The organism is Bradyrhizobium sp. S3.2.6 (assembly GCF_040546885.1).
GTDB classification, from domain to species: domain Bacteria; phylum Pseudomonadota; class Alphaproteobacteria; order Rhizobiales; family Xanthobacteraceae; genus Bradyrhizobium; species Bradyrhizobium cytisi.
On sequence record NZ_JBEPOS010000008.1, the window covers coordinates 1 to 17,763 of the forward strand.

Sequence of the window (17,763 nt, forward strand, 5' to 3'; positions counted from 1 at the left end):
CCTCCTCGTGGCCCAAAAGTGATTCGATCACTTCGAACTCACTTTAGCTCCACCGCCTTCTTGGTCGCGAAGGCCGGCTAGATGATCTTCAGTGCACTTAACTAGGCAGGAGCGAAGTTTGGTGCCCTGTCACCGAGATTATCGTGTCTCGCTTGAGGGTGCAGTCCACGACTGTCACTTCACGGGCGGAAGACCGGCCACGGCAGCGTCGGCAGGATTGTTCAGGCACTTCGGATGGCCGAAGCCGCCAGCGCTATGGCCGACGCCGCCTTGTCCGTTGGGCGCCTGGCCCGTACCGCCGGTCCCATCGGTGTTTGCCGTGATGTCGAAGACGATGTTGTCGGGGTGGCTCGCATCTCCCGACACGCCCTTGACGCCCTGCAATTGATCGAGCCCGAGCGCATTTCGCAGCCGCCACGCCACCATGTGATCGGTGCAGGAGGTGTCGCCGCTGACGCCGACGCCGCCGACCTTGGCTCCGTTGCGATACAGCGCGAGGCCGCCGCCGAACACGTTCACGCCGCCAATGCGCTGGCCAACCATCGGGTCATTCGGCGTGCCGAACGACGAGCCGCTGGCTGGGCCCGGATTGAAGTTTGCCGTGCTGATGCCGGTGCCCGAGAACGGCGGATGGTTGCCGTAGGCAGCTGCCGTATCGACCGGATTGCTGTGCTGCAGCCCATAGAGGCTGCCACCCGGCTGCACGGCGGTGAACAGGTTGGCGGTCGACAAGGCAAGCCCGGTCGGAAACAGGCTGCCGGCGGGTGTCGCGTTCTTACCCAAGCTGAAGTCGTTTGCAGTGTTCGCCTTCTGGGCGGAGATGACGCGGCTGCCCAGCCATTGCGAGGTGCCTTGGCTGCCCGAGAAGGCGACGGCGCAGACGGTGCCGTCGTTGGCAACCAGTGTGCCCCACATGTGGAAGCCGAGGCCGCCATTGGCACCGGAAGCGGGCGTGATGGCGCCGACAAGTGCCGCACGAAGTTGCGAAAAATCAGGCAGAGCGGCGCAATCCGCAAAGGCCGGGAGGGTCACCATGGTAACGAGAGCGCTGATCGAACAGAAAAGAGTTCGTCGCTTGACGTTCATTGTGCTGCTCCTGTGGTGCGATGGGTGGTTGATCAGGAAAGCGCGGCCCCATCGTGCCCGCGCAAAATCTGAAAAATCGGTCGTACTTTCAAAAACCCCGTTAGCAAACGGGCCTGCGCGACGACGAGGCAAGGCGTCCTGGTATCTGCGAACCTCGCCGCGCTCAAAACTGAAGTCGTCACCGAGGCAATGCTGTTCGGACGTCTTCGTGGCAGTGGCAATGACCTAATGCTTCCAAGAGCACGGTGGTCCCATGGTTAAGTCTGGGAGCGACCGCAGAGGTTCACAGAAAATCCCGGCGAAGTCGGAGTTGGGTCTGAATGTGAAGAACTCAACGTGAGCAAATCCAGGAGCGAAGTTGAGTGCACCGTAATTACCATTTGGCATGGGCAAACGCCGAGGCGCCATCGGCCCTATCAGGCATTAGGCACGCGCCGACCAGTACAGAGATCAGGACTGACGCAATGCGAACCATTCGATATGAGGCGTCACCAGGTCAGCTCGAGGGGCCGGGATGGTCATAATTAGAGCTGCAAATACGACGCAGGAACTTGAAGCATGTTTTCAGATTCGACATGAGGTCTTTGTAGTCGAACAGAAGGTTCCGGTCGATCTGGAGCGCGATGAACACGACAGCGGAGCTCTTCATTTTGTTGCACTGGCTGACGGCCAGTCTGTAGGAACAGCGCGTGTTGTGTTGAGGGATAACGGCGCGTCGGCCAAAATTGGTCGTGTGGCCGTGCGCCGTTCGAACCGGGGTTTTGGTATTGGCAAGATGCTGATCGCCGCTATTGAAGAAACCCCAGATCTAAAACACGTCCGCAATTTCCTCCTGGACGCCCAGGCGCATGCGCTGCAATTCTATGCTGATTTGGGATACGAGGCCTGCGGCGAAGAATTCATGGACGCGGGAATTCCTCACCGCCACATGAAAAAGAGAAACCAGAAGGTTTGTTGAATGGCTCTTGTGGCCTGGCGGCGGATATGATGCGTTCTTGGGAGAAGACGAGAATTGCGGTGCACCTAACTTGGCAGGTGCGAAGTTGAGTGCTCTGCTGCCGCTGCTATCCTCCCTGTCGCAGAGCCTCGACGGGGTCGAGGCGCGCGGCGCGCCATGATGGGTAGAGCGTCGCGAGGAACGACAGGGTCAGCGCCATGGTCACGACCGCTGCAGTCTCGACGAGATCGATTTCCGCCGGCAGCTTCGATAGAAAATAAAGCTTCGGCGGGAATAGGTCGGTGCGCGTCAGCCAGGACATGACTTGCCGGATTGTTTCGATATTGACGCAGACGAAGAGCCCGACGACGAAGCCGACCAGGGTCCCCGCCACGCCGATCGATGCGCCGGTGATCATGAACGTTCGCATGATCGCGCCCCGCGATGCTCCCATCGTCCTGAGGATCGCGATGTCGCTGCCCTTGTCCTTCACCAGCATGATCAGGCCGGACACGATATTCAGCGCGGCCACCAGGACAATCAGGCTCAAGATCAGAAACATCACATTGCGCTCGACCGCGAGCGCGCCAAAGAAGGTCGCATTGCGCTCCCGCCAGTCGACCAGGAAGATCGGCTGGCCAGCCGCTTCTGCAATGGTCTTCCGAAACAGGTCGATCCGATCGGGGTTGGTCGTGAACACCTCGATCGCGGTGACGTCCTGATTACGATTGAAGAAAGCCTGCGCCTCCGCGATCGGCATGAAGATGACCCCCGCGTCGTATTCGGACATCCCGATCTCGAACACGGCGGCGACCAGATACTTCTTGACGCGCGGCATCATGCCCACCGGCGTGACTGCGCCGCGCTGTGCAACGAGCGTGATACTGTCACCGGCATGGACCGCGAGTTGATCGGCAAGGCCCTGGCCGATGGCGACACCCTGGCCCCCGTCAAAATGTTCGAGTGAGCCTTGCTTGATGCCGGCAGAGATCGAGGGAAACTGATCGAGATCAGCGGCCCGAATGCCGCGCACCAGGACGCCGGAGGCGTTGGCCGACGACGCCAGTGCCGGGCCGTCAACGACCGGTACCGCCAATCGAACGCCCTGCACCTGACTGATGCGCTCAGTGACATCCTTCCAGTCAGTCAAAGGGCTTTCCAGCGGCTGCGCCACAATATGCCCGTTGAAACCGAGGATCTTGCTGAGAAGCTCTGTACGAAAGCCGTTCAGCACCGCCATGACGATGATCAGCGTGGCGACCCCGAGCATGATGCCCAGAAATGAAAACCCCGCGATGACCGAGACAAACCCTTCTTTACGTCGGGCTCGCAGATACCGCGCCGAGAGCATCCACTCGAACGGTGCAAAGGGTCCTGCTTGCGGCGAATCCATCACTGTCTCGTCCATCATCCGATAGGAGGGTCATTCTGTCTCGTTGCGACTGGATTGGCTACGGCGGTGTTCGGCTCCATAGCCGGCTGCGAGTCAAAGACCGCAGATAGCGGCCACGCAGGCGAGTTCCGCTTTGCCCTTGTAAACCGACGTTGATGAGCGTTCTGCCTGTCGCCTCATCACGGCGCAGGGCACGCCGGTCCCGTCTTCACCCAAGCCTCCACCAACGTGCCGGCCTGCTCCTGCGTGCCCGGTACGGGGCTCATATCCGCAGGGCAGCGAGCTGCGCCACGAGGAATTCCATCGCGGCACGGACACGCCGCGGCAAGACGCCGGCGCCCCGCCTGACCCAAACGATCTGGAGTGGAATTGGCGGCGGCTCGTGGCCGACAAGGATTTGCTCCACGATCCCTTGCTCGATGAGCCTTCGCACCTGCCAGAGCGGCGCGAGTCCGATGCCAAGGCCTGACGCTACGGCCGCATTGCGCGCAGCGGCATTTTCCGATCGAAAGCGGCCATGCACTTCGATGCGCCTCTTGTCGTCGCCAAATATCCATCTGTCATCGTCGCCGGCCCGCAACACGCACGCATGATGGGATAGCTCTCGCGGATGCTCAGGACGACCGTGTGCGGCGAGGTAAGCCGGTGAAGTGAAGACCGCCCAATTCAATCCGCCGAGGTGGCGAACCCGTAAGTTCGAGTCCGGCAGGTTGCCGATGCGGACGACGAAATCCAGCTTCTCGGCGACCAGGTCGACGTGCTCGTCAGACAAGACAAGTTCGATGTCAACTTCCGGATTCCGCGTTAGAAATTGGCTCAGGGCAGGGCTCACATATTCGGGGCCGAACAGGCTCGATGTGCCGATGCGGATGGTGCCGGCGAGGCGCCGGTCTCTGGCAATCAGATCTTCCCGCGCACCGTCAATGGTCGTGAGTGCCAGACGGATGCGGCCGGCAAAATCGAGCCCTGCCGTCGTGGGACGCAGGCGCCGGGTCGTCCGCGACACGAGCTCCACCCCAAGGTCCTGCTCGAGCCGCGCCAGCGACCGGCTCACCGCCTGAAGCGATCTGCCCAGACGAACAGCTGCCGACGTCAGGCTACCTTCATCGACAATAGCGAGAAACGTCGTGTAGTCCCCAAGCGAGGTCAGAGCTATTCTCTCGTAAAGTGAGATAATGTATCCTCAGTATCATGTATTATCATCAGATGCGCGGTATGCTGTTGATGAGCTCTCACCAATCTGGAGCTCTCAATGATGAAAATTGACCCCTCTACGGCAGAGGCACCTCTGGCGGCCCTGACGCCTCTCTATGGTGCCCCGATCACGCTCGACGAGGCTGTGCTCGTCGCCGGTGCGGCGCGCGCCGAAGCGCAACGTCATGGATGGCCTATGGTGATCGCCGTCACCGACAGCGGCGGGCATCTCGTTCTGCTATACCGTCTCGATCAGGCTCAGCACGGCAGCGTGCTCGTCGCTCAGCAAAAGGCGAAGACGGCGGTCGATTTCAGGCGGTCGACAGGAGCGTTTGAATCCGCGCTTGCCGAGGGCGGCCTTCATCTACGGCTTCTGGGCATGACCAATCTGACGCCCCTGGAAGGTGGCCTTCCGATCGTGCGCGAGGGCAGGGTGATTGGTGCGATCGGCGTATCGGGCATGCAATCAACCCAGGACGCGCGGGTCGCGTCGGCGGGTCTTGCGGCTTTCGGATCCTGACCGGTCTTAATCCCGAGGCAGCGGAGAAGCGCGGATACTACGTGTCGGATGTCATGCGGCACGAGCTCACGGCGCCGGACACGCCGCTCCCGTCTTCACCCACGCCTCCACGAGCGCGCCGGCTTGCTCCTGCGTGCCCGGCGCGGGCGCGCGGCCGAAGCCGGGATGCCAGGCCCAGCCGACGAGGGTGTCCTTGCCGATGTGGTCGATCAGGGCTTCGACCTTGCGGCCGCCGTTGCGCGCGGGGTCTCTGATCTGCTCGCAGATCTCGCCGATCGTCTTACCTTCCCAGGCCATTTCGCGCGGCGCCAGATGCCATTCGGGATGGCCGGGAATGCGGCCGGGCTCGAAATTGGCCTTCTGGTGGCAGGTGTGGCAGCGCATCGCCTCCAGCCCATGGCCGTCGGCGCCGCGCGTCACCGGCGGCTGGTGGATGCGGGGAGTGTCGCCCTGGCGCGGGCTGTCGCCGGCCGGATGGCAGTTGGTGCAGCGCGGATGCGTCAGCACTCTTCCAAGTTCGGTGAAGATCGCGGCCGAGCGTTTTTCGGTGTCGGCGATGTTGGCAAAACTGTCGGGCGAGGCGAGGCCGTGGCTGGTCGTGTCCGAGGCTGCATAGCCCGCGCAAAGACTGCTCGTCAGCGCCGCCATCACGGCCATGATCCTGAAGCGCGCGTTGATCATCGCTGGCGCACTCATTTGGTGGCGACGAGATAGCGGCTGGAATCGGCGAGGATCACGTCGCGCACCGCCTCGTGATATTTGATGTAGCCAGTGCAACGACAGAGATGCCCGTCGAGCGCGTCCGCAATGGTCTGCTCCAGCGCCTCGCGGGCGACGGGGGCGCGCGACAGGCGTTCGAGCAGCACCTGGCCCTCGCCAAGGAAGCCGGCGGTGCAGTAGCCGCACTGGAAGGCGAAGTGCTCGATGAAGGCCTTTTGCAGCACCGAGAGCTGGCCGTCTTTGGCGTGGCCCTCGACGGTGCGGATCGACTTGCCGTCGAAATTCACCGCGGGCGCGACGCAGGTCGGGCTAGTGTAGCTGGTGCCGTCGGGCGCGTCGACGATGATAGCGCAGCTCAGGCATTGCGCGGCGCCGCAGCCGAACTTGGTGCCGGTCATGCCGAGCATCTCGCGCAGGAAATCGTTCATCGAGAGATCGTCGCGGACGTCGATCGGACCGTGCTTCCGGCCGTTGATGGTGAGGCTGAGGGTCGTCACGCCAAAACTCCCTTCAAGAGGCTTGAAGTAACCGGCAGCGCGCGGAAGCGATGGCCGGTGGCATCGTGAATGGCGTTGATCAGCGCCGGGACGATCGGGACCATCACGACTTCAGCCATGCCCTTGGGCGGCTCGTCCGGCGTCAGCGGCTTCAGCATCTCGATCTCGAGATCGCGCAAGGGCAGATCCGAACCACGGGCGACCAGATAGCGCCCGAGATTCCATTCGCCGTTGCCAGGGCCGCCCTCGAACGGCGGCAGCGTCTCCAGAAGCGCGTAGCCGACACCCATGGCGAAGCCGCCCTGGGACTGGCCTATCACCACCTCCGGCACCAGCGCGGTGCCGCATTCGAGCACGCTGTAGGCCTTGGCGATGCGCAACGCGCCCGTCGCGCGTTCGATCTCGACGCGGACGAGGGCGCCGCACATCGAGGTGTAGGCCGTGCCGATGCGGTTGTTGTCGGTCGGCGGAAACTTGACGCTGCTCCGGTTGATACGTTCGAACCTGCCGCTGCCACGGCGGATTGCGAGCGCGTCGATCTCGGCACGATATGGCTCGCCGAACAGGGCAAAGCGTGCGCGCGGCCAGGCCCAGCGCGAAAAGCTGTGGGCGATGGCACCGGTGACGAAGCCGCGGGCATGAGCGGTCGCGGCGAGCGCCGGCAGCGCCAGCGGCGCGAGACCCGGCATCGTGAGCTGGCCGTCCTGCCAGCTTGCGTTCGCCCATTGCCGTGCGCGCGTGTCCGTCTTCGGAATGCGCCACAGCTCCAGCGCGGCGGGCCACAGGCCGAAGCGGAAGATGATGCGGGCGGCTTCCGCGGAGGAGTGGGTGCCGACATGGGCGCCGACCGAAGCTGATGTCGCCGAGCTGATCCTGGGCACCCAGCGCGGATTTCGCTGCGCCGCGTCCTGGGTCTTTTGATCCATCGTGTAGGGATCGCCTGAGGTGACGAGGCCAAGGACGTCATAGCCATCGACCCGGGCAATCGACACCTCGTCGGCGATGGCGCCGAGATGGCTGGCGACGCGGTTGGCGAGCGCCGTGCCGATGCCGTTGCCCATCTCGACGTGATCGCAGAAGATCGCGATCCTGCCGTCGGGTCCGAGCTCGACGCGGCCGAGCGAGCAGTCGGCGCCGGCGCCGTAGTCCTTGGTCACGCAGGCAACCCCGGTGCCGACCAGGCGGTCTCCGGAGGCTTGCCTGAATTGCGCACGCTGCTGCCAGATCGGATGCTTTTCGAGCTTGTCGAGGATCTCGGGCGTGCGCACCGAGACGATGTAGGGATTGCCGGTCATGGTCCGGCCGTTCTGCTTCAGCGCATTGCGGCGGCGGAATTCGATCGGGTCGAGCTGGAGCTCGCCGGCGGCTTCGTCGATCAGCGCTTCGAGCGCGGTCATGGTCTGCAGCGCGCCGTAGCCGCGCATCGAGCCTGCAGTCACGCCGCGCGAATGCAGCGCGACCGTGGTGACGTCGACCTTCGGGATATCGTAGATGCCGATCGCGGCGGTTGCGGCGACGGTCGCAACGTTGGCGGAGAAATTGGCCTGGCCGCCGCCGTCGAGCACGTGGTCGGCAGCGAAGGCCTTGATGATGCCGGTCGCGCGGTCGATGCCGATGCGCGAGCGCATCTTGATCGGGTGACGCTTGATGCCGCCCTGGAACTGCTGATAGCGGTCATGGGCGAGCCGCACCGGCTTTCCGGGGAAGAGAATCGCCGCCAGCGCGACGTAAAGGATGAACGGCGTGTGGTCGCGGCCGCCGAAGCCGCCGCCGACATGGGCAAATTGCGCGTTGATATGGGTCGGCTTGTAAGGCGTGCGGGCCTTGGCCAGCAGAAACGCGAGCGAATCCGCCGCCTCATAGGGCGATTGCACGCCGAGCACCAGCTCCAGATTGCCGCCCTTGCCGGAGTACCAGGCGAGCCCGCATTCCGGCTCCAGGAACATCGGGTCGACCGACTGCGTCTCGAACTCGCGGTCGAGAACCAGCAGCGAGGCGTCGTCCGCGGCGAGCTCGGCGCGGATCTGCTCGCCATATTTCGCCGCCTTGGCATAGTCGGCCGGCATTTCCTTGGCGAGCGACGACCACACCGGAAGTGCCGTGGTCTGCAGCTTCCTGGGCGAGACCCAGCCGGCCTGGAGCGGCGAATAGACGTCCGGCTTCTCAGGGGAGGGATCTGCCACGCGCGTGAAGCGATAGGAGCCGTAATCGGGCGCCATCACCGGTCCGGTTTCTTCGCCGAATCTGACGAAGGTGCCGTCACGCAAGGCAAGGCGGGCCTGGTCGAAGCTATCGAACGTCTCGAAGATCAGCAGCGCGACCGGCTGTCCGAGATAAAGCGGCGTCTTGCCGGGCGGGCAGAACAGGTCGCCGGCATAGAACTCCGGCGCCTGCGTGCCGACACGGTCGAGATCGGCGGCGGTGACGACGACCGAAGGCTTCAGCGCGCCTTTGAGCCGGGCGAGGTCCATGCCGGTGTAGACATGCGTGGCGTCATTGGCGCGCACCAGGATCGCGTGCGAGGTGGTCCGCGGCCAGCCCGGCAGATCGTTGGCGCGGAAGTCGGAGGCGTAGAGCTTTGCACCGGTGACCTTGGCGACGCCGTCGACGCGGCCGGCGCCTTTGGTTGCCGGATTGAAATTGCCGCGTCCGGGCAGCGTCTCGTGCGCCGCGAAGGGCGCGTTGGCCGCCCCCGCAAGATGCGATAGGCTGACCGAGATGCCGCCCGCCGATAACCACTTCACGAACTCGCGTCGCGAAGGCCGCATGGTCTCATCCTTGTACAAGGTTTTCAGGAGCTCGCGATGCTGACGGCATCGTTGCCAAAGCTACGAAACGGGTACGCGCCAACGCTGGCCTGAAGCTGTCATGATTCGTCATGCGGGAATAGAACAGCGCAGCGCCTTACCACCTCGTGAAGACGCGGCCGCATTGCCGCCGCGTGTCCCGATGTTTCGTGCGCTATTTGAGATCCGCGATCGTCGCGGGGCCGGGACCCGGCGTGACCAGGGTCGGCCACTGCCTGGAGCCGAACGGAACCAGCGGCGGCAGGAACGGCGTCATGCCGCGCTTTGCCGTCTCCGCGACGATCGCGGCCCGCCCGTCGCCTCCCATCAGTTCGTAGTCCATCAAATGATAATTGCCGAAGAACAGCGCACCAACCGAACGATCGGCGATGATCCGCGTCAGCGACTCCAGCATGTCGGCCGGTGTCGTCGTAAAGGAGACGGTTTCGATCAGCAGCAGGCGCGAGTTGACGGCATCGGGGCCGAAGAATTGCGCAAGCACGCTGAAGATCACGTTGTTCTGCCGCGTCACGTAGATCGTGTTGCTCGCGGCATAGGTCTTCTCCCAGTCCGGACCGAGCTGCGCCTTCCAGTCGGCCAGCACGCCCATCCAGTGCGCGACCTGGGTCTGCGCCGCCCACGCGACGTTCCTGGCGAGGAACGGGGCCTGCTGCTTGCCGAAAGCCTCTAACTTCGCGAACGGAATGACGCCGCTCGCAAGGCATTCGTCCATGAAGGCGATGTTGTTCTTCAGGATGGTGCGGTTGTTGTCGCGCCAATCGGCCTGCATCGGGGTGGCGTCGAGACTGTCCAGCGCCGACTGCATCCGGCTGCGGAACGCCAGCATTGCGCCGCGCCAGGATTTGTTGTCGGGATTGTCGACATAGGGGCCGACCACCTCGGCCAGCGCCATGGTGCTGTGGCCGACCGATTTCAGCAGCTGGTACACAACCGGCACCTGCGGCGCATCGAGCGGCGGCTGGCCCGGCCGATACAGGATCAGGCGACCGCCGGCGCCGGAGAACAGGCCGAGGATTACGGGGTGCTTGTCGAGGATGTTCTTCTGGAACACCTTTGCAGCGTCGCCATAGAGCTCGAACATCGCGGTGTTCAGCGCAAGCACGTCCCTGGTGGCGATATCGCCTGGCGCGGCATTGGTCTTGCCGGAGATCGGCGCCATGTAGTCGGGCAGGGTCTGGGCGATTGCGGCGCCGCCGCCGAGCATCAGTGCGGCGGCCATGGCCAGGCCAAAGCGAGTTTTCATCGGTTTTCCCCCAAGTGCATTCTCAGCAAGCGTCAGCTCTAAGGACGTCCGTCAGATTCGCCGGACGGCGCCACCGCGTTTCTGGCTGAAAATTGCTAAGGATTTGTCAGGAAAGGACAAAACCCGTACCCCGCCGGGCTTCCTTTGGCCGCCGGCATGGCCTATTACGCCGCAACGCAACAATTCCCCCAAAAAGACCTCATGATCCGCCTCGACAACGTCAGCAAGCAAGCCGGCCACCAGATCCTGTTCATCGAAGCCTCCGCCGCCCTCAACAAGGGCGAGAAGATCGGCCTCGTCGGCCCGAACGGCGCCGGCAAGACGACCCTGTTCCGGATGATCGCCGGCGAGGAGCTGCCCGACGAAGGGCAGGTCTCGACCGATCGCGGCATCACCATCGGCTATTTCAACCAGGACGTCGGCGAGATGTCTGGCCGCAGCGCCGTGGCCGAGGTGATGAATGGCGCGGGTCCCGTCAGCGAGGTCGCGGCCGAGTTGCGCCAGCTCGAGGCCGACATGGCCGACCCCGACAAGGCCGACCAGATGGACGAGATCATCGCGCGCTATGGCGAGGTGCAGCACGCGTTCGAGGAGCTCGACGGCTACGCGCTGGATGGTCGTGCGCGCGAGGCGCTGTCCGGCCTCGGCTTCAGCCAGGAGATGATGGACGGTGATGTCGGCAAGCTCTCCGGCGGCTGGAAGATGCGCGTGGCGCTGGCCCGCATTCTGCTGATGCGTCCCGACGTCATGCTGCTCGACGAGCCGAGCAACCATCTCGATCTCGAAAGCCTGATCTGGCTCGAGAAGTTCTTGCACGATTACGAAGGCACGCTGTTGATGACCTCGCATGACCGCGAGTTCATCAACCGCGTCATCTCCAAGGTGGTGGAGATCGATTCCGGCTCGCTGACGACCTACACCGGCGATTACGAGTTCTACGAACAGCAGCGTGCGCTGAACGAGAAGCAGCAACAGGCGCAGTTCGAGCGCCAGCAGGCAATGCTCGCCAAGGAGATCAAGTTCATCGAGCGTTTCAAGGCGCGCGCCTCGCATGCCGCTCAAGTGCAAAGTCGCGTGAAGAAGCTCGACAAGATCGAGCGGGTCGAGCCGCCGCGCCGCCGCCAGACGGTGGCCTTCGACTTCCTGCCGGCGCCGCGCTCGGGCGAGGATGTCGTCGCCTTGAAGAAGGTGTTCAAGGGCTATGGAGCCAAGCGGATCTATGACGGGCTGGATTTCATGATCCGCCGCAGGGAGCGCTGGTGCGTGATGGGCGTCAACGGCGCCGGCAAGTCGACGCTGCTCAAGCTCGTCGCAGGCGCGAGCGAGCCGGACGAGGGCACGGTCGCCTTGGGTGGCAGCGTCAAGATGGGCTATTTCGCCCAGCACGCGATGGATCTGCTCGATGGCGAGCGCACCGTATTCCAGTCGCTGGAAGACCAGTTTCCAACCGCGGGGCAGGGCTCCTTGCGCGCGCTCGCCGGCTGCTTCGGCTTCTCCGGCGACGACGTCGAGAAGCGCTGCCGCGTGCTCTCAGGCGGCGAGAAGGCGCGGCTCGTGATGGCGAAGATGCTGTTCGACCCACCGAACTTTCTGGTGCTGGACGAGCCGACCAACCATCTCGACCTCGCCACCAAGGAGATGCTGATCACGGCGCTGTCGGATTTCGAAGGCACCATGCTGTTCGTCTCGCATGATCGGCATTTTCTCAGCGTCCTGTCGAACCGCGTGCTGGAGCTGACGCCGGACGGCATCCACCAGTTCGGCGGCGGCTACACGGAGTATGTCGCGCGCACCGGCCAGGAAGCGCCGGGGTTGCGGAGCTAATCTTTGCTTTTGCCGGAGATCGTGGCGATCGTCTCGATCTCGTTGGTCCAGATCCCACCGGAATAGCCTTGCGGGAGCCGGGCGAAGAATTCCGGCGTATCGATGCCGGTTGAGAACTCTCCGCCGCTGTAGGGGCCGAGCACGAAGACCGCGCTGTTGGCGCCGTTCATGCGATTGAGGAAGCGATCGGGCCAGCCCCAAAGCCAGGGTGCAACGTTGATCGGGACCAGCACCATCGCGTTTCGGCAGGCGGCTGGGACCAGGCCGGTCCAGCCATAGCCGATATAGCGGATCAGGCAGCTTCGGATGGCCGCGCGTGAAATCGTGCGGACTTCCGGGGCGAGGCGGCGGATCACCTCGATCGGCTCATCGCCGCCATAGACCATGATCGTCCGGCGGCGATCGGCCGTGAGCGCGTTCAGCACGGCAGCGAGTTTCTCGCCTTCGCCAGCGTCCCGGCTCTTTACATTGATGAGGAGTTTCTTGTCGGGAAACGCAGCGAACACCTCCGACAGTGTCGGCATCATCCCGATGCCCTTGCCGCGAAACGGAAAGGTCTTGCCGCCGTCGGCGGTGTAGCCATAGCCGATATCGAGCATCTTCAGCTTCGCCATGCTCTGCTCGCGCGTGACGCCCTGGCCGTCGGTGCGGCAGTCGAGCGTCCAGTCATGGAATACGGCGAACTCGCCGTCGGTCGTCGGGTGCACGTCGAACTCGACCACATCGGCGCCGGCCTCAAAGCTCGCGCGCATCGAGCGCACGGTGTTCTCCAGATAGTCGTGCGACGGCGGCAACATCCGCGCGGCAGTGCAGGTGTCGTTCTTCAGATCGCGCTCATCGAAGCGCTGCGCCATGCCGCGATGGGCCAGCAGCACCGGCTTGCCGTCGCGATGCGGCGCCAGCAGATTCGTGTTGTTGATGTAGATGCCCGCAGCAACGACAAGCACAGCTGTCGTCGCGAATCTCAGTTTCCTGCCCACCGATTCCTTCCCATTTCACGGACACCTTTGTCGGCGTTTTGGGTCGATTTGCGGCAATCGCCCTGCATGGGAGGTGGACGCGCTTCACGGCTTGAACCGTCCAATGCTGCCCGTTACGCTTCCCTGAAAAAAGGAGCTAACAGCCATGAAACAACTCCGGATCGGCGACATCACCATCGATGCGGTGATCGAGCGGGAAGGGCCGTGGCGGCGGCCGCAGGACTTTTTCCCGGCTTACGACGACGACGTGTTCAAGCACCATCTACCGACGATGGAGCCGGAAGTGTTCGACGCCGCGCGCGGCATGATAGTCATCACCTACCAGACCTTCGTGGTGCGCACGCCGCGCTACACCATCCTGGTCGATACCTGTACCGGCGAGGACAAGGGGCATCCGCCGCCGTTCGACTTTCCCGGCAAGGAGCGCTGGCGGAACGAGCTGTTCGCACTCGGCATCGGCTTCGAGCAGATCGACTACGTCTTCTGCACGCATCTGCACATCGACCATACCGGCTGGAACACGACGTTGCGCGACGGCCGCTGGGTGCCGACGTTTCCGAACGCGAAATACGTCTTCCACAAGGGCGAGTACACGGCCTGGGAAGCCGAGAACGCCAAAGGCAACAATCCGCCCGGCACGGTCTTTCGTGACAATTGCCTGCCGATCGTCGAGGCGGGGCAGGCGCTGCTTGTCGACGACCACTATGCGCTGGACGATACCGTGACGCTGACGCCGACGCCGGGGCATTCGCCCTGCCATTGCTGCGTGAACATTTTCTCCGGGGGACAACGCGCGGTGGTCACCGGCGACCTCATGCATCACCAGATCCAGTGCCGCGAGCCGGACTGGTCGGCGAAGCCGGATTGGGATGCAAAGCAGTCGGCGGTGTCGCGGCGGAAGTTCTTCGCTTCCGTCGCAGACACCGACACGCTGATCCTGCCGATCCATTTTCCGGCGCCGACCGTCGGCCTGATCAAGCCGCTCGGCGCGGCCTTTGATTACCGCTTCGGGCGCGAATAGAGCGGATGCTCTAATAGGTGTAGAACATCCGCTGGATTTCCTTGCTGTCGGTCGTCTTGGTCAGCGCCAGCATCAGCAGAATGCGCGCCTTCTGCGGATTGAGCGTATCCGAGACGATGAAGTCGTGCTCGTCGTCCTTGGCTTCGCCATTGCGCGCGACGATGCCGTTGCCGACACGGCTGCTGCGAACGATCGCGACACCCTTCTTGTGGGCCTCGTCGAGAGCCGGCTCGACCGCGGGCCGGGCCAAGCTGCCGTCACCCGTGCCGGCATGCACGATCCCCTTGGCGCCGGCGGCGACAAAAGCATCGATCGCGACCCGGTTCATGTTGGCGTAGCCGTAGACGATATCGACCTGCGGCAGCGTATCGAGGTTGGAGACGTCAAACTCGGAATCCGCCGTGTGCCGGCGGGTCGATTGGCGATAGAAATACGGCTTGTTGCCCTGCATATAGCCGAGAAAGCCGAGCTCAGGTGTGCGGAAGGTGTCTGCCGTCGAGGTGTTGTTCTTGGTGACGTCGCGAGCCGCGTTGATCTGATCGTTGAGAGAGACGAGCACGCCCTTGCCGACCGCCTCCTCACTGCCTGCGAGGATCACCGCATTGAACAGGTTGATCGGCCCGTCCGCGCTGATCGCTGTCGACGGCCGCATCGCGCCCACGACGACGACAGGCTTTTTGCTCTTGACGGTCAGGTTCAGGAAATAGCTGGTTTCCTCGATCGTATCGGTGCCGTGCGTGATCACGATCCCGTCGACGTCGTCCTGCGCGAGGAGCGTGTTGACGCGCTTGGCGAGCTTGAGCCAGTAGTCATTGTTCATGTTCTCGCTGGCGATCTGGAAGACCTGCTCGCCCTTGACGCTGGCCACCGTCTTCAGCTCGGGGACGGCGTTCAGGAGAGTCTCGATGCCCACCGTGGCTGCGGTGTAACCGACCACGGTGGTGCTGCTCGCTCCGGAGCCGGCGATGGTGCCGCCGGTTGCCAGAACCATGACGTTAGGCAGACCGACGCCCCTCGCGTTCGCGACGTCAAAACTGATGAGCAGCGCGAACAGCAAGCTCAATGTTGCCAATATCCGATGACGCACTCGAAGTTGCCACATCTTGACGTCCTCTTGCTGGAAAGCCTTCTCGACGCGCCCCAATTCGCTCAGCATTGCATGATCCGTCAGCCGACGGCTTCTGTCTAGGGTTGTGACGTCATCGGATGATATGGCTTGGGCGCTCGGCGCGCGCAAGAACGTGGATGGCCGGGACATCTAGCGCGAAGACGCGCTTCGCGCTTCTGCCCGGCCATGACGGAGTTCGGTCGCTGATTGCTCGCTAAAGAAGCAGCGAATTCGCAGCGCGCCTTACGCGCCCATCTCGCACTTCTTCATGAAGCTGTTCTTGGCGGCACCGGCGAGCGGCTTGCCGTCGGAGCCGACCGCCTTGGGCGCGCAGGCGTCTTCCTTGCACTTCTTCATGAACGAGGTCTTGGCCGCGCCGGCGAGCGCCTTGCCGTCCTTGCCGACCGCCTTGCTCTCGCAGGTGTCGTCTGCAAGCGCCGAGCCTGCTGCAAAGGTGGCAACGATCGCAGCCAGGAAAATTCGCTTCATCATGGGTGTCTCCCTAAACCAAAAGATGGCGCGCGAATTGGAGCCCGAAATCGTGGCGCAATCAAGCAGGATCGCGCGCCGGGAGGTCGATCGCAGCTTCTTCCATTCATCCGTGGTTCAGACAGCCCGCTCCAGCAACGCCTTGAAGTCGGCGCGTGCACGCTGCGCTTCGGCGCGGGCGACCTCGGAGGCGTCGCCGAGGCCGAAATAGCCATGGATCAGGCCGGCGCCCTCGTGATGCTTCACCTTCACGCCGGCGGTCTCCAGCGCCCGCGCATAGGCGGCACCCTCGTCGCGCAGCGGATCGAACCAGGCGGTGGTCACGATGGCGGGCGCGAGGCCTGCGAGCGAGGCGGCACGCAGCGGCGAGACCCGCCAGTCGGCGGCCTGACTGGCATCAGCGAGATAGTGGCCGGCGAACCATTCCATGACGGCTCGCGAGAGGAAGTAGCCTTCGGCATTCTCGGCGCGCGACGGAAAGCGCGCGTTCTCGCGCGCGTCGGCATAGCCGCCCACGACGTCGGTGACGGGATAGACCAGCAGCTGAGCGGCGAGCTTGATGCCGGCATCGCGGCAGGCGATCGCGGTGACGGCTGCGAGATTGCCGCCGGCGCTGTCACCGGCAACGCCAAGACGCTTTGCGTCGTCGCCAAATTCCGCGACGCGGTTGAACACGTCGCTGGTCGCGGTGAAGGCATCCTCGAAGGCGCCGGGAAAGCGCGTTTCCGGCGGGCGGCGATAGTCGACGGAGACCACGACCGCGCCGGTCTCGATCGCGAGATTGCGCGCCTGCCGGTCGTGGGTCTCGAGGTCGCCCGCGACCCAGCCGCCGCCGTGGAAGAACACCACGGTCGGCGCGGGCGCGCTGCCGACGCGATAAACGCGTGCATTCAGGGGGTCGGCGCCGCCCTTCACCTTGATATCCTGCACGGTATCGACGGGCGGCGGCGGCACGGCGGCGCGCGAGGCAGCCAGTGCGCGCAAGGAATCGCGGGTGCTCTGTGGCGTCATCGTCGCGGGATCGCGCAGCGGCAGCAGCGGAATGATCTGGGCGATGACGGGATCGAGCGGTGCGGCCATGATCGGGTCCTTACGGGGGTTCTTGGTGGTTAGCATAGATTTCGCGCGCCGCATCGGCAACCGGCCAGGTGTTGCAGATGTGGCATCATGCGCTCCGACATCATGCGCGAGGTCGCAAAGAATCCCGAGGACGAGGTCATCATGACTTGCGTTGCGATGGGCTATCCCGACGACAACTTTGCCGCGAATGCCGTTCGTTCCGATCGCGAGGGCAACACAGAGTTCGTACGCTACGTCGGCTTCGCCGACTGACGCGGAAAGGCCGGAGGAGATTATTCCCTCACGAAATTTTTCGTGCGGACTCGTTACGTCCCCTTGCAATCTCTACCGTGCAGGAGGAACAATACGCGGACTCAAGGTTTGTTGCTGGCGCGAGGGAATTGACATGCGGCGGCTGGCTAGCCTGGTTCGATGGTTCTTCGGTCCGCGGATGCGGCGTCCGATCGATGATGATCCCAGCCTTCCTTTTACGCCTGAAGAGTTCAGCAGGCTGGTCCGCAGCGGCCGGCACGAGGACATGAAGCTGCTCGCCGAAGGACTGGCTTGTCGCTCGATCCCGCGCCGCATCAAATACCGGGCGACGCACTAGGCGCACCCGTGACGTCGTTGCCCGCCCGCTGGTTTGGCGCGCGCTCAGCGTGAGAGTGCGACCTCCTTGAAGGATCTGACCAGCGCCTTCTCCAGCCTTCCGGTTATCTCGCAGAGAATATGATTGGCCTCCGTGCGCGGCATCGTCGGCTTGTAGGGCCGGTGCTCGATCAGCGCGGCGAAGATATCCGAGATCGTGAGAATGCGCACGATGTCGTTGATGCTCTCGCAAGGGGCTGGCCAAGTGTGACGGCCGTGAACATCGATGCGATCGCG

General features: G+C 63.6%; 17 protein-coding genes and 1 pseudogene. 6 read left to right on the plus strand and 12 right to left on the minus strand.

The annotated features are described in order from the left end of the window. Positions 1–174 precede the first annotated feature (174 nt). A complete protein-coding gene (locus ABID58_RS16460; protein WP_354033397.1) occupies positions 175–1,086 on the minus strand; it encodes a hypothetical protein in 912 nt (303 codons plus the stop codon). A 514-nt stretch (positions 1,087–1,600) separates the two neighbouring features. Here ABID58_RS16460 and ABID58_RS16465 point away from each other — a divergent pair. Then, positions 1,601–2,044: a GNAT family N-acetyltransferase gene (locus ABID58_RS16465; RefSeq protein WP_354033398.1), complete on the plus strand. Its 444-nt coding sequence runs from the start codon at positions 1,601–1,603 to the stop codon at positions 2,042–2,044. Positions 2,045–2,150: 106 nt separating this feature from the next. Here the strand turns inward: ABID58_RS16465 and ABID58_RS16470 are convergent, their stop codons facing one another. Both ABID58_RS16470 and ABID58_RS16475 read right to left on the minus strand, forming a co-directional pair. Beyond that, complete coding sequence (locus tag ABID58_RS16470) at positions 2,151–3,431, minus strand: lipoprotein-releasing ABC transporter permease subunit (protein WP_354033561.1); 1,281 nt, start codon at positions 3,429–3,431, stop codon at positions 2,151–2,153. Between the two features lie 247 nt (positions 3,432–3,678). Continuing rightward, positions 3,679–4,593, minus strand: a complete 915-nt coding sequence (locus ABID58_RS16475; protein WP_354033563.1) for a LysR family transcriptional regulator — start codon at positions 4,591–4,593, stop codon at positions 3,679–3,681. Between the two features lie 75 nt (positions 4,594–4,668). Between ABID58_RS16475 and ABID58_RS16480 the strand changes: the two genes are divergently transcribed. Beyond that, entirely contained in the window at positions 4,669–5,130 is a 462-nt protein-coding gene (locus ABID58_RS16480) for a GlcG/HbpS family heme-binding protein (protein ID WP_354033399.1), read from the plus strand. Between the two features lie 66 nt (positions 5,131–5,196). Here the strand turns inward: ABID58_RS16480 and ABID58_RS16485 are convergent, their stop codons facing one another. From ABID58_RS16485 to ABID58_RS16500, 4 genes are all read right to left on the minus strand, one after another. Continuing rightward, entirely contained in the window at positions 5,197–5,811 is a 615-nt protein-coding gene (locus tag ABID58_RS16485) for an Isoquinoline 1-oxidoreductase subunit (RefSeq protein ID WP_148753022.1), read from the minus strand. A gap of 11 nt (positions 5,812–5,822) precedes the next feature. Beyond that, entirely contained in the window at positions 5,823–6,347 is a 525-nt protein-coding gene (locus ABID58_RS16490) for a (2Fe-2S)-binding protein (RefSeq protein WP_354033400.1), read from the minus strand. Next, on the minus strand, positions 6,344–9,115 hold the full coding sequence (locus ABID58_RS16495; RefSeq protein WP_354033401.1) for a xanthine dehydrogenase family protein molybdopterin-binding subunit: 2,772 nt from the start codon (positions 9,113–9,115) through the stop codon (positions 6,344–6,346). Before ABID58_RS16495 ends, ABID58_RS16490 begins: the two co-directional genes overlap by 4 nt. Before the next feature lie 193 nt (positions 9,116–9,308). Next, a complete protein-coding gene (locus tag ABID58_RS16500; RefSeq protein ID WP_354033402.1) occupies positions 9,309–10,397 on the minus strand; it encodes a hypothetical protein in 1,089 nt (362 codons plus the stop codon). Between the two features lie 201 nt (positions 10,398–10,598). On the opposite strand from ABID58_RS16500, the gene ABID58_RS16505 reads away from it, so the two are divergent. Then, complete coding sequence (locus ABID58_RS16505; RefSeq protein ID WP_354033403.1) at positions 10,599–12,221, plus strand: ABC-F family ATP-binding cassette domain-containing protein; 1,623 nt, start codon at positions 10,599–10,601, stop codon at positions 12,219–12,221. Here the strand turns inward: ABID58_RS16505 and ABID58_RS16510 are convergent. Next, complete coding sequence (locus tag ABID58_RS16510; protein ID WP_354033404.1) at positions 12,218–13,201, minus strand: glycerophosphodiester phosphodiesterase family protein; 984 nt, start codon at positions 13,199–13,201, stop codon at positions 12,218–12,220. The two genes, ABID58_RS16505 and ABID58_RS16510, sit on opposite strands and share 4 nt — an antisense overlap. A 145-nt stretch (positions 13,202–13,346) precedes the next feature. On the opposite strand from ABID58_RS16510, the gene ABID58_RS16515 reads away from it, so the two are divergent. After that, positions 13,347–14,222 (plus strand): MBL fold metallo-hydrolase, encoded by an 876-nt coding sequence (locus ABID58_RS16515; protein WP_354033405.1) that lies wholly within the window; start codon positions 13,347–13,349, stop codon positions 14,220–14,222. 10 nt (positions 14,223–14,232) lie between these two features. Here the strand turns inward: ABID58_RS16515 and ABID58_RS16520 are convergent, their stop codons facing one another. The 3 genes from ABID58_RS16520 to ABID58_RS16530 form a co-directional block, all read right to left on the minus strand. Further along, complete coding sequence (locus ABID58_RS16520; RefSeq protein ID WP_354033406.1) at positions 14,233–15,378, minus strand: type II asparaginase; 1,146 nt, start codon at positions 15,376–15,378, stop codon at positions 14,233–14,235. Positions 15,379–15,573: 195 nt separating this feature from the next. Then, the gene (locus ABID58_RS16525; protein WP_148753029.1) at positions 15,574–15,822 is read right to left on the minus strand and encodes a hypothetical protein; all 249 of its coding nucleotides are present in this window, start codon (positions 15,820–15,822) and stop codon (positions 15,574–15,576) included. A 114-nt stretch (positions 15,823–15,936) separates the two neighbouring features. Beyond that, positions 15,937–16,899 carry an alpha/beta hydrolase gene (locus tag ABID58_RS16530; protein WP_354033407.1) on the minus strand — a complete coding sequence of 321 codons (963 nt, stop codon included), beginning with the start codon at positions 16,897–16,899 and terminating at the stop codon, positions 15,937–15,939. A gap of 87 nt (positions 16,900–16,986) precedes the next feature. Between ABID58_RS16530 and ABID58_RS16535 the strand changes: the two genes are divergently transcribed. Both ABID58_RS16535 and ABID58_RS16540 read left to right on the plus strand, forming a co-directional pair. Continuing rightward, complete coding sequence (locus tag ABID58_RS16535) at positions 16,987–17,151, plus strand: nitroreductase family protein (protein WP_246230024.1); 165 nt, start codon at positions 16,987–16,989, stop codon at positions 17,149–17,151. Between the two features lie 133 nt (positions 17,152–17,284). Beyond that, positions 17,285–17,488: a hypothetical protein gene (locus ABID58_RS16540; RefSeq protein ID WP_148753031.1), complete on the plus strand. Its 204-nt coding sequence runs from the start codon at positions 17,285–17,287 to the stop codon at positions 17,486–17,488. 44 nt (positions 17,489–17,532) lie between these two features. Here the strand turns inward: ABID58_RS16540 and ABID58_RS16545 are convergent. Next, positions 17,533–17,715 (minus strand): annotated as a pseudogene (locus tag ABID58_RS16545) (hypothetical protein); the annotation flags it as partial. Between the last annotated feature and the right edge of the window lie 48 nt (positions 17,716–17,763).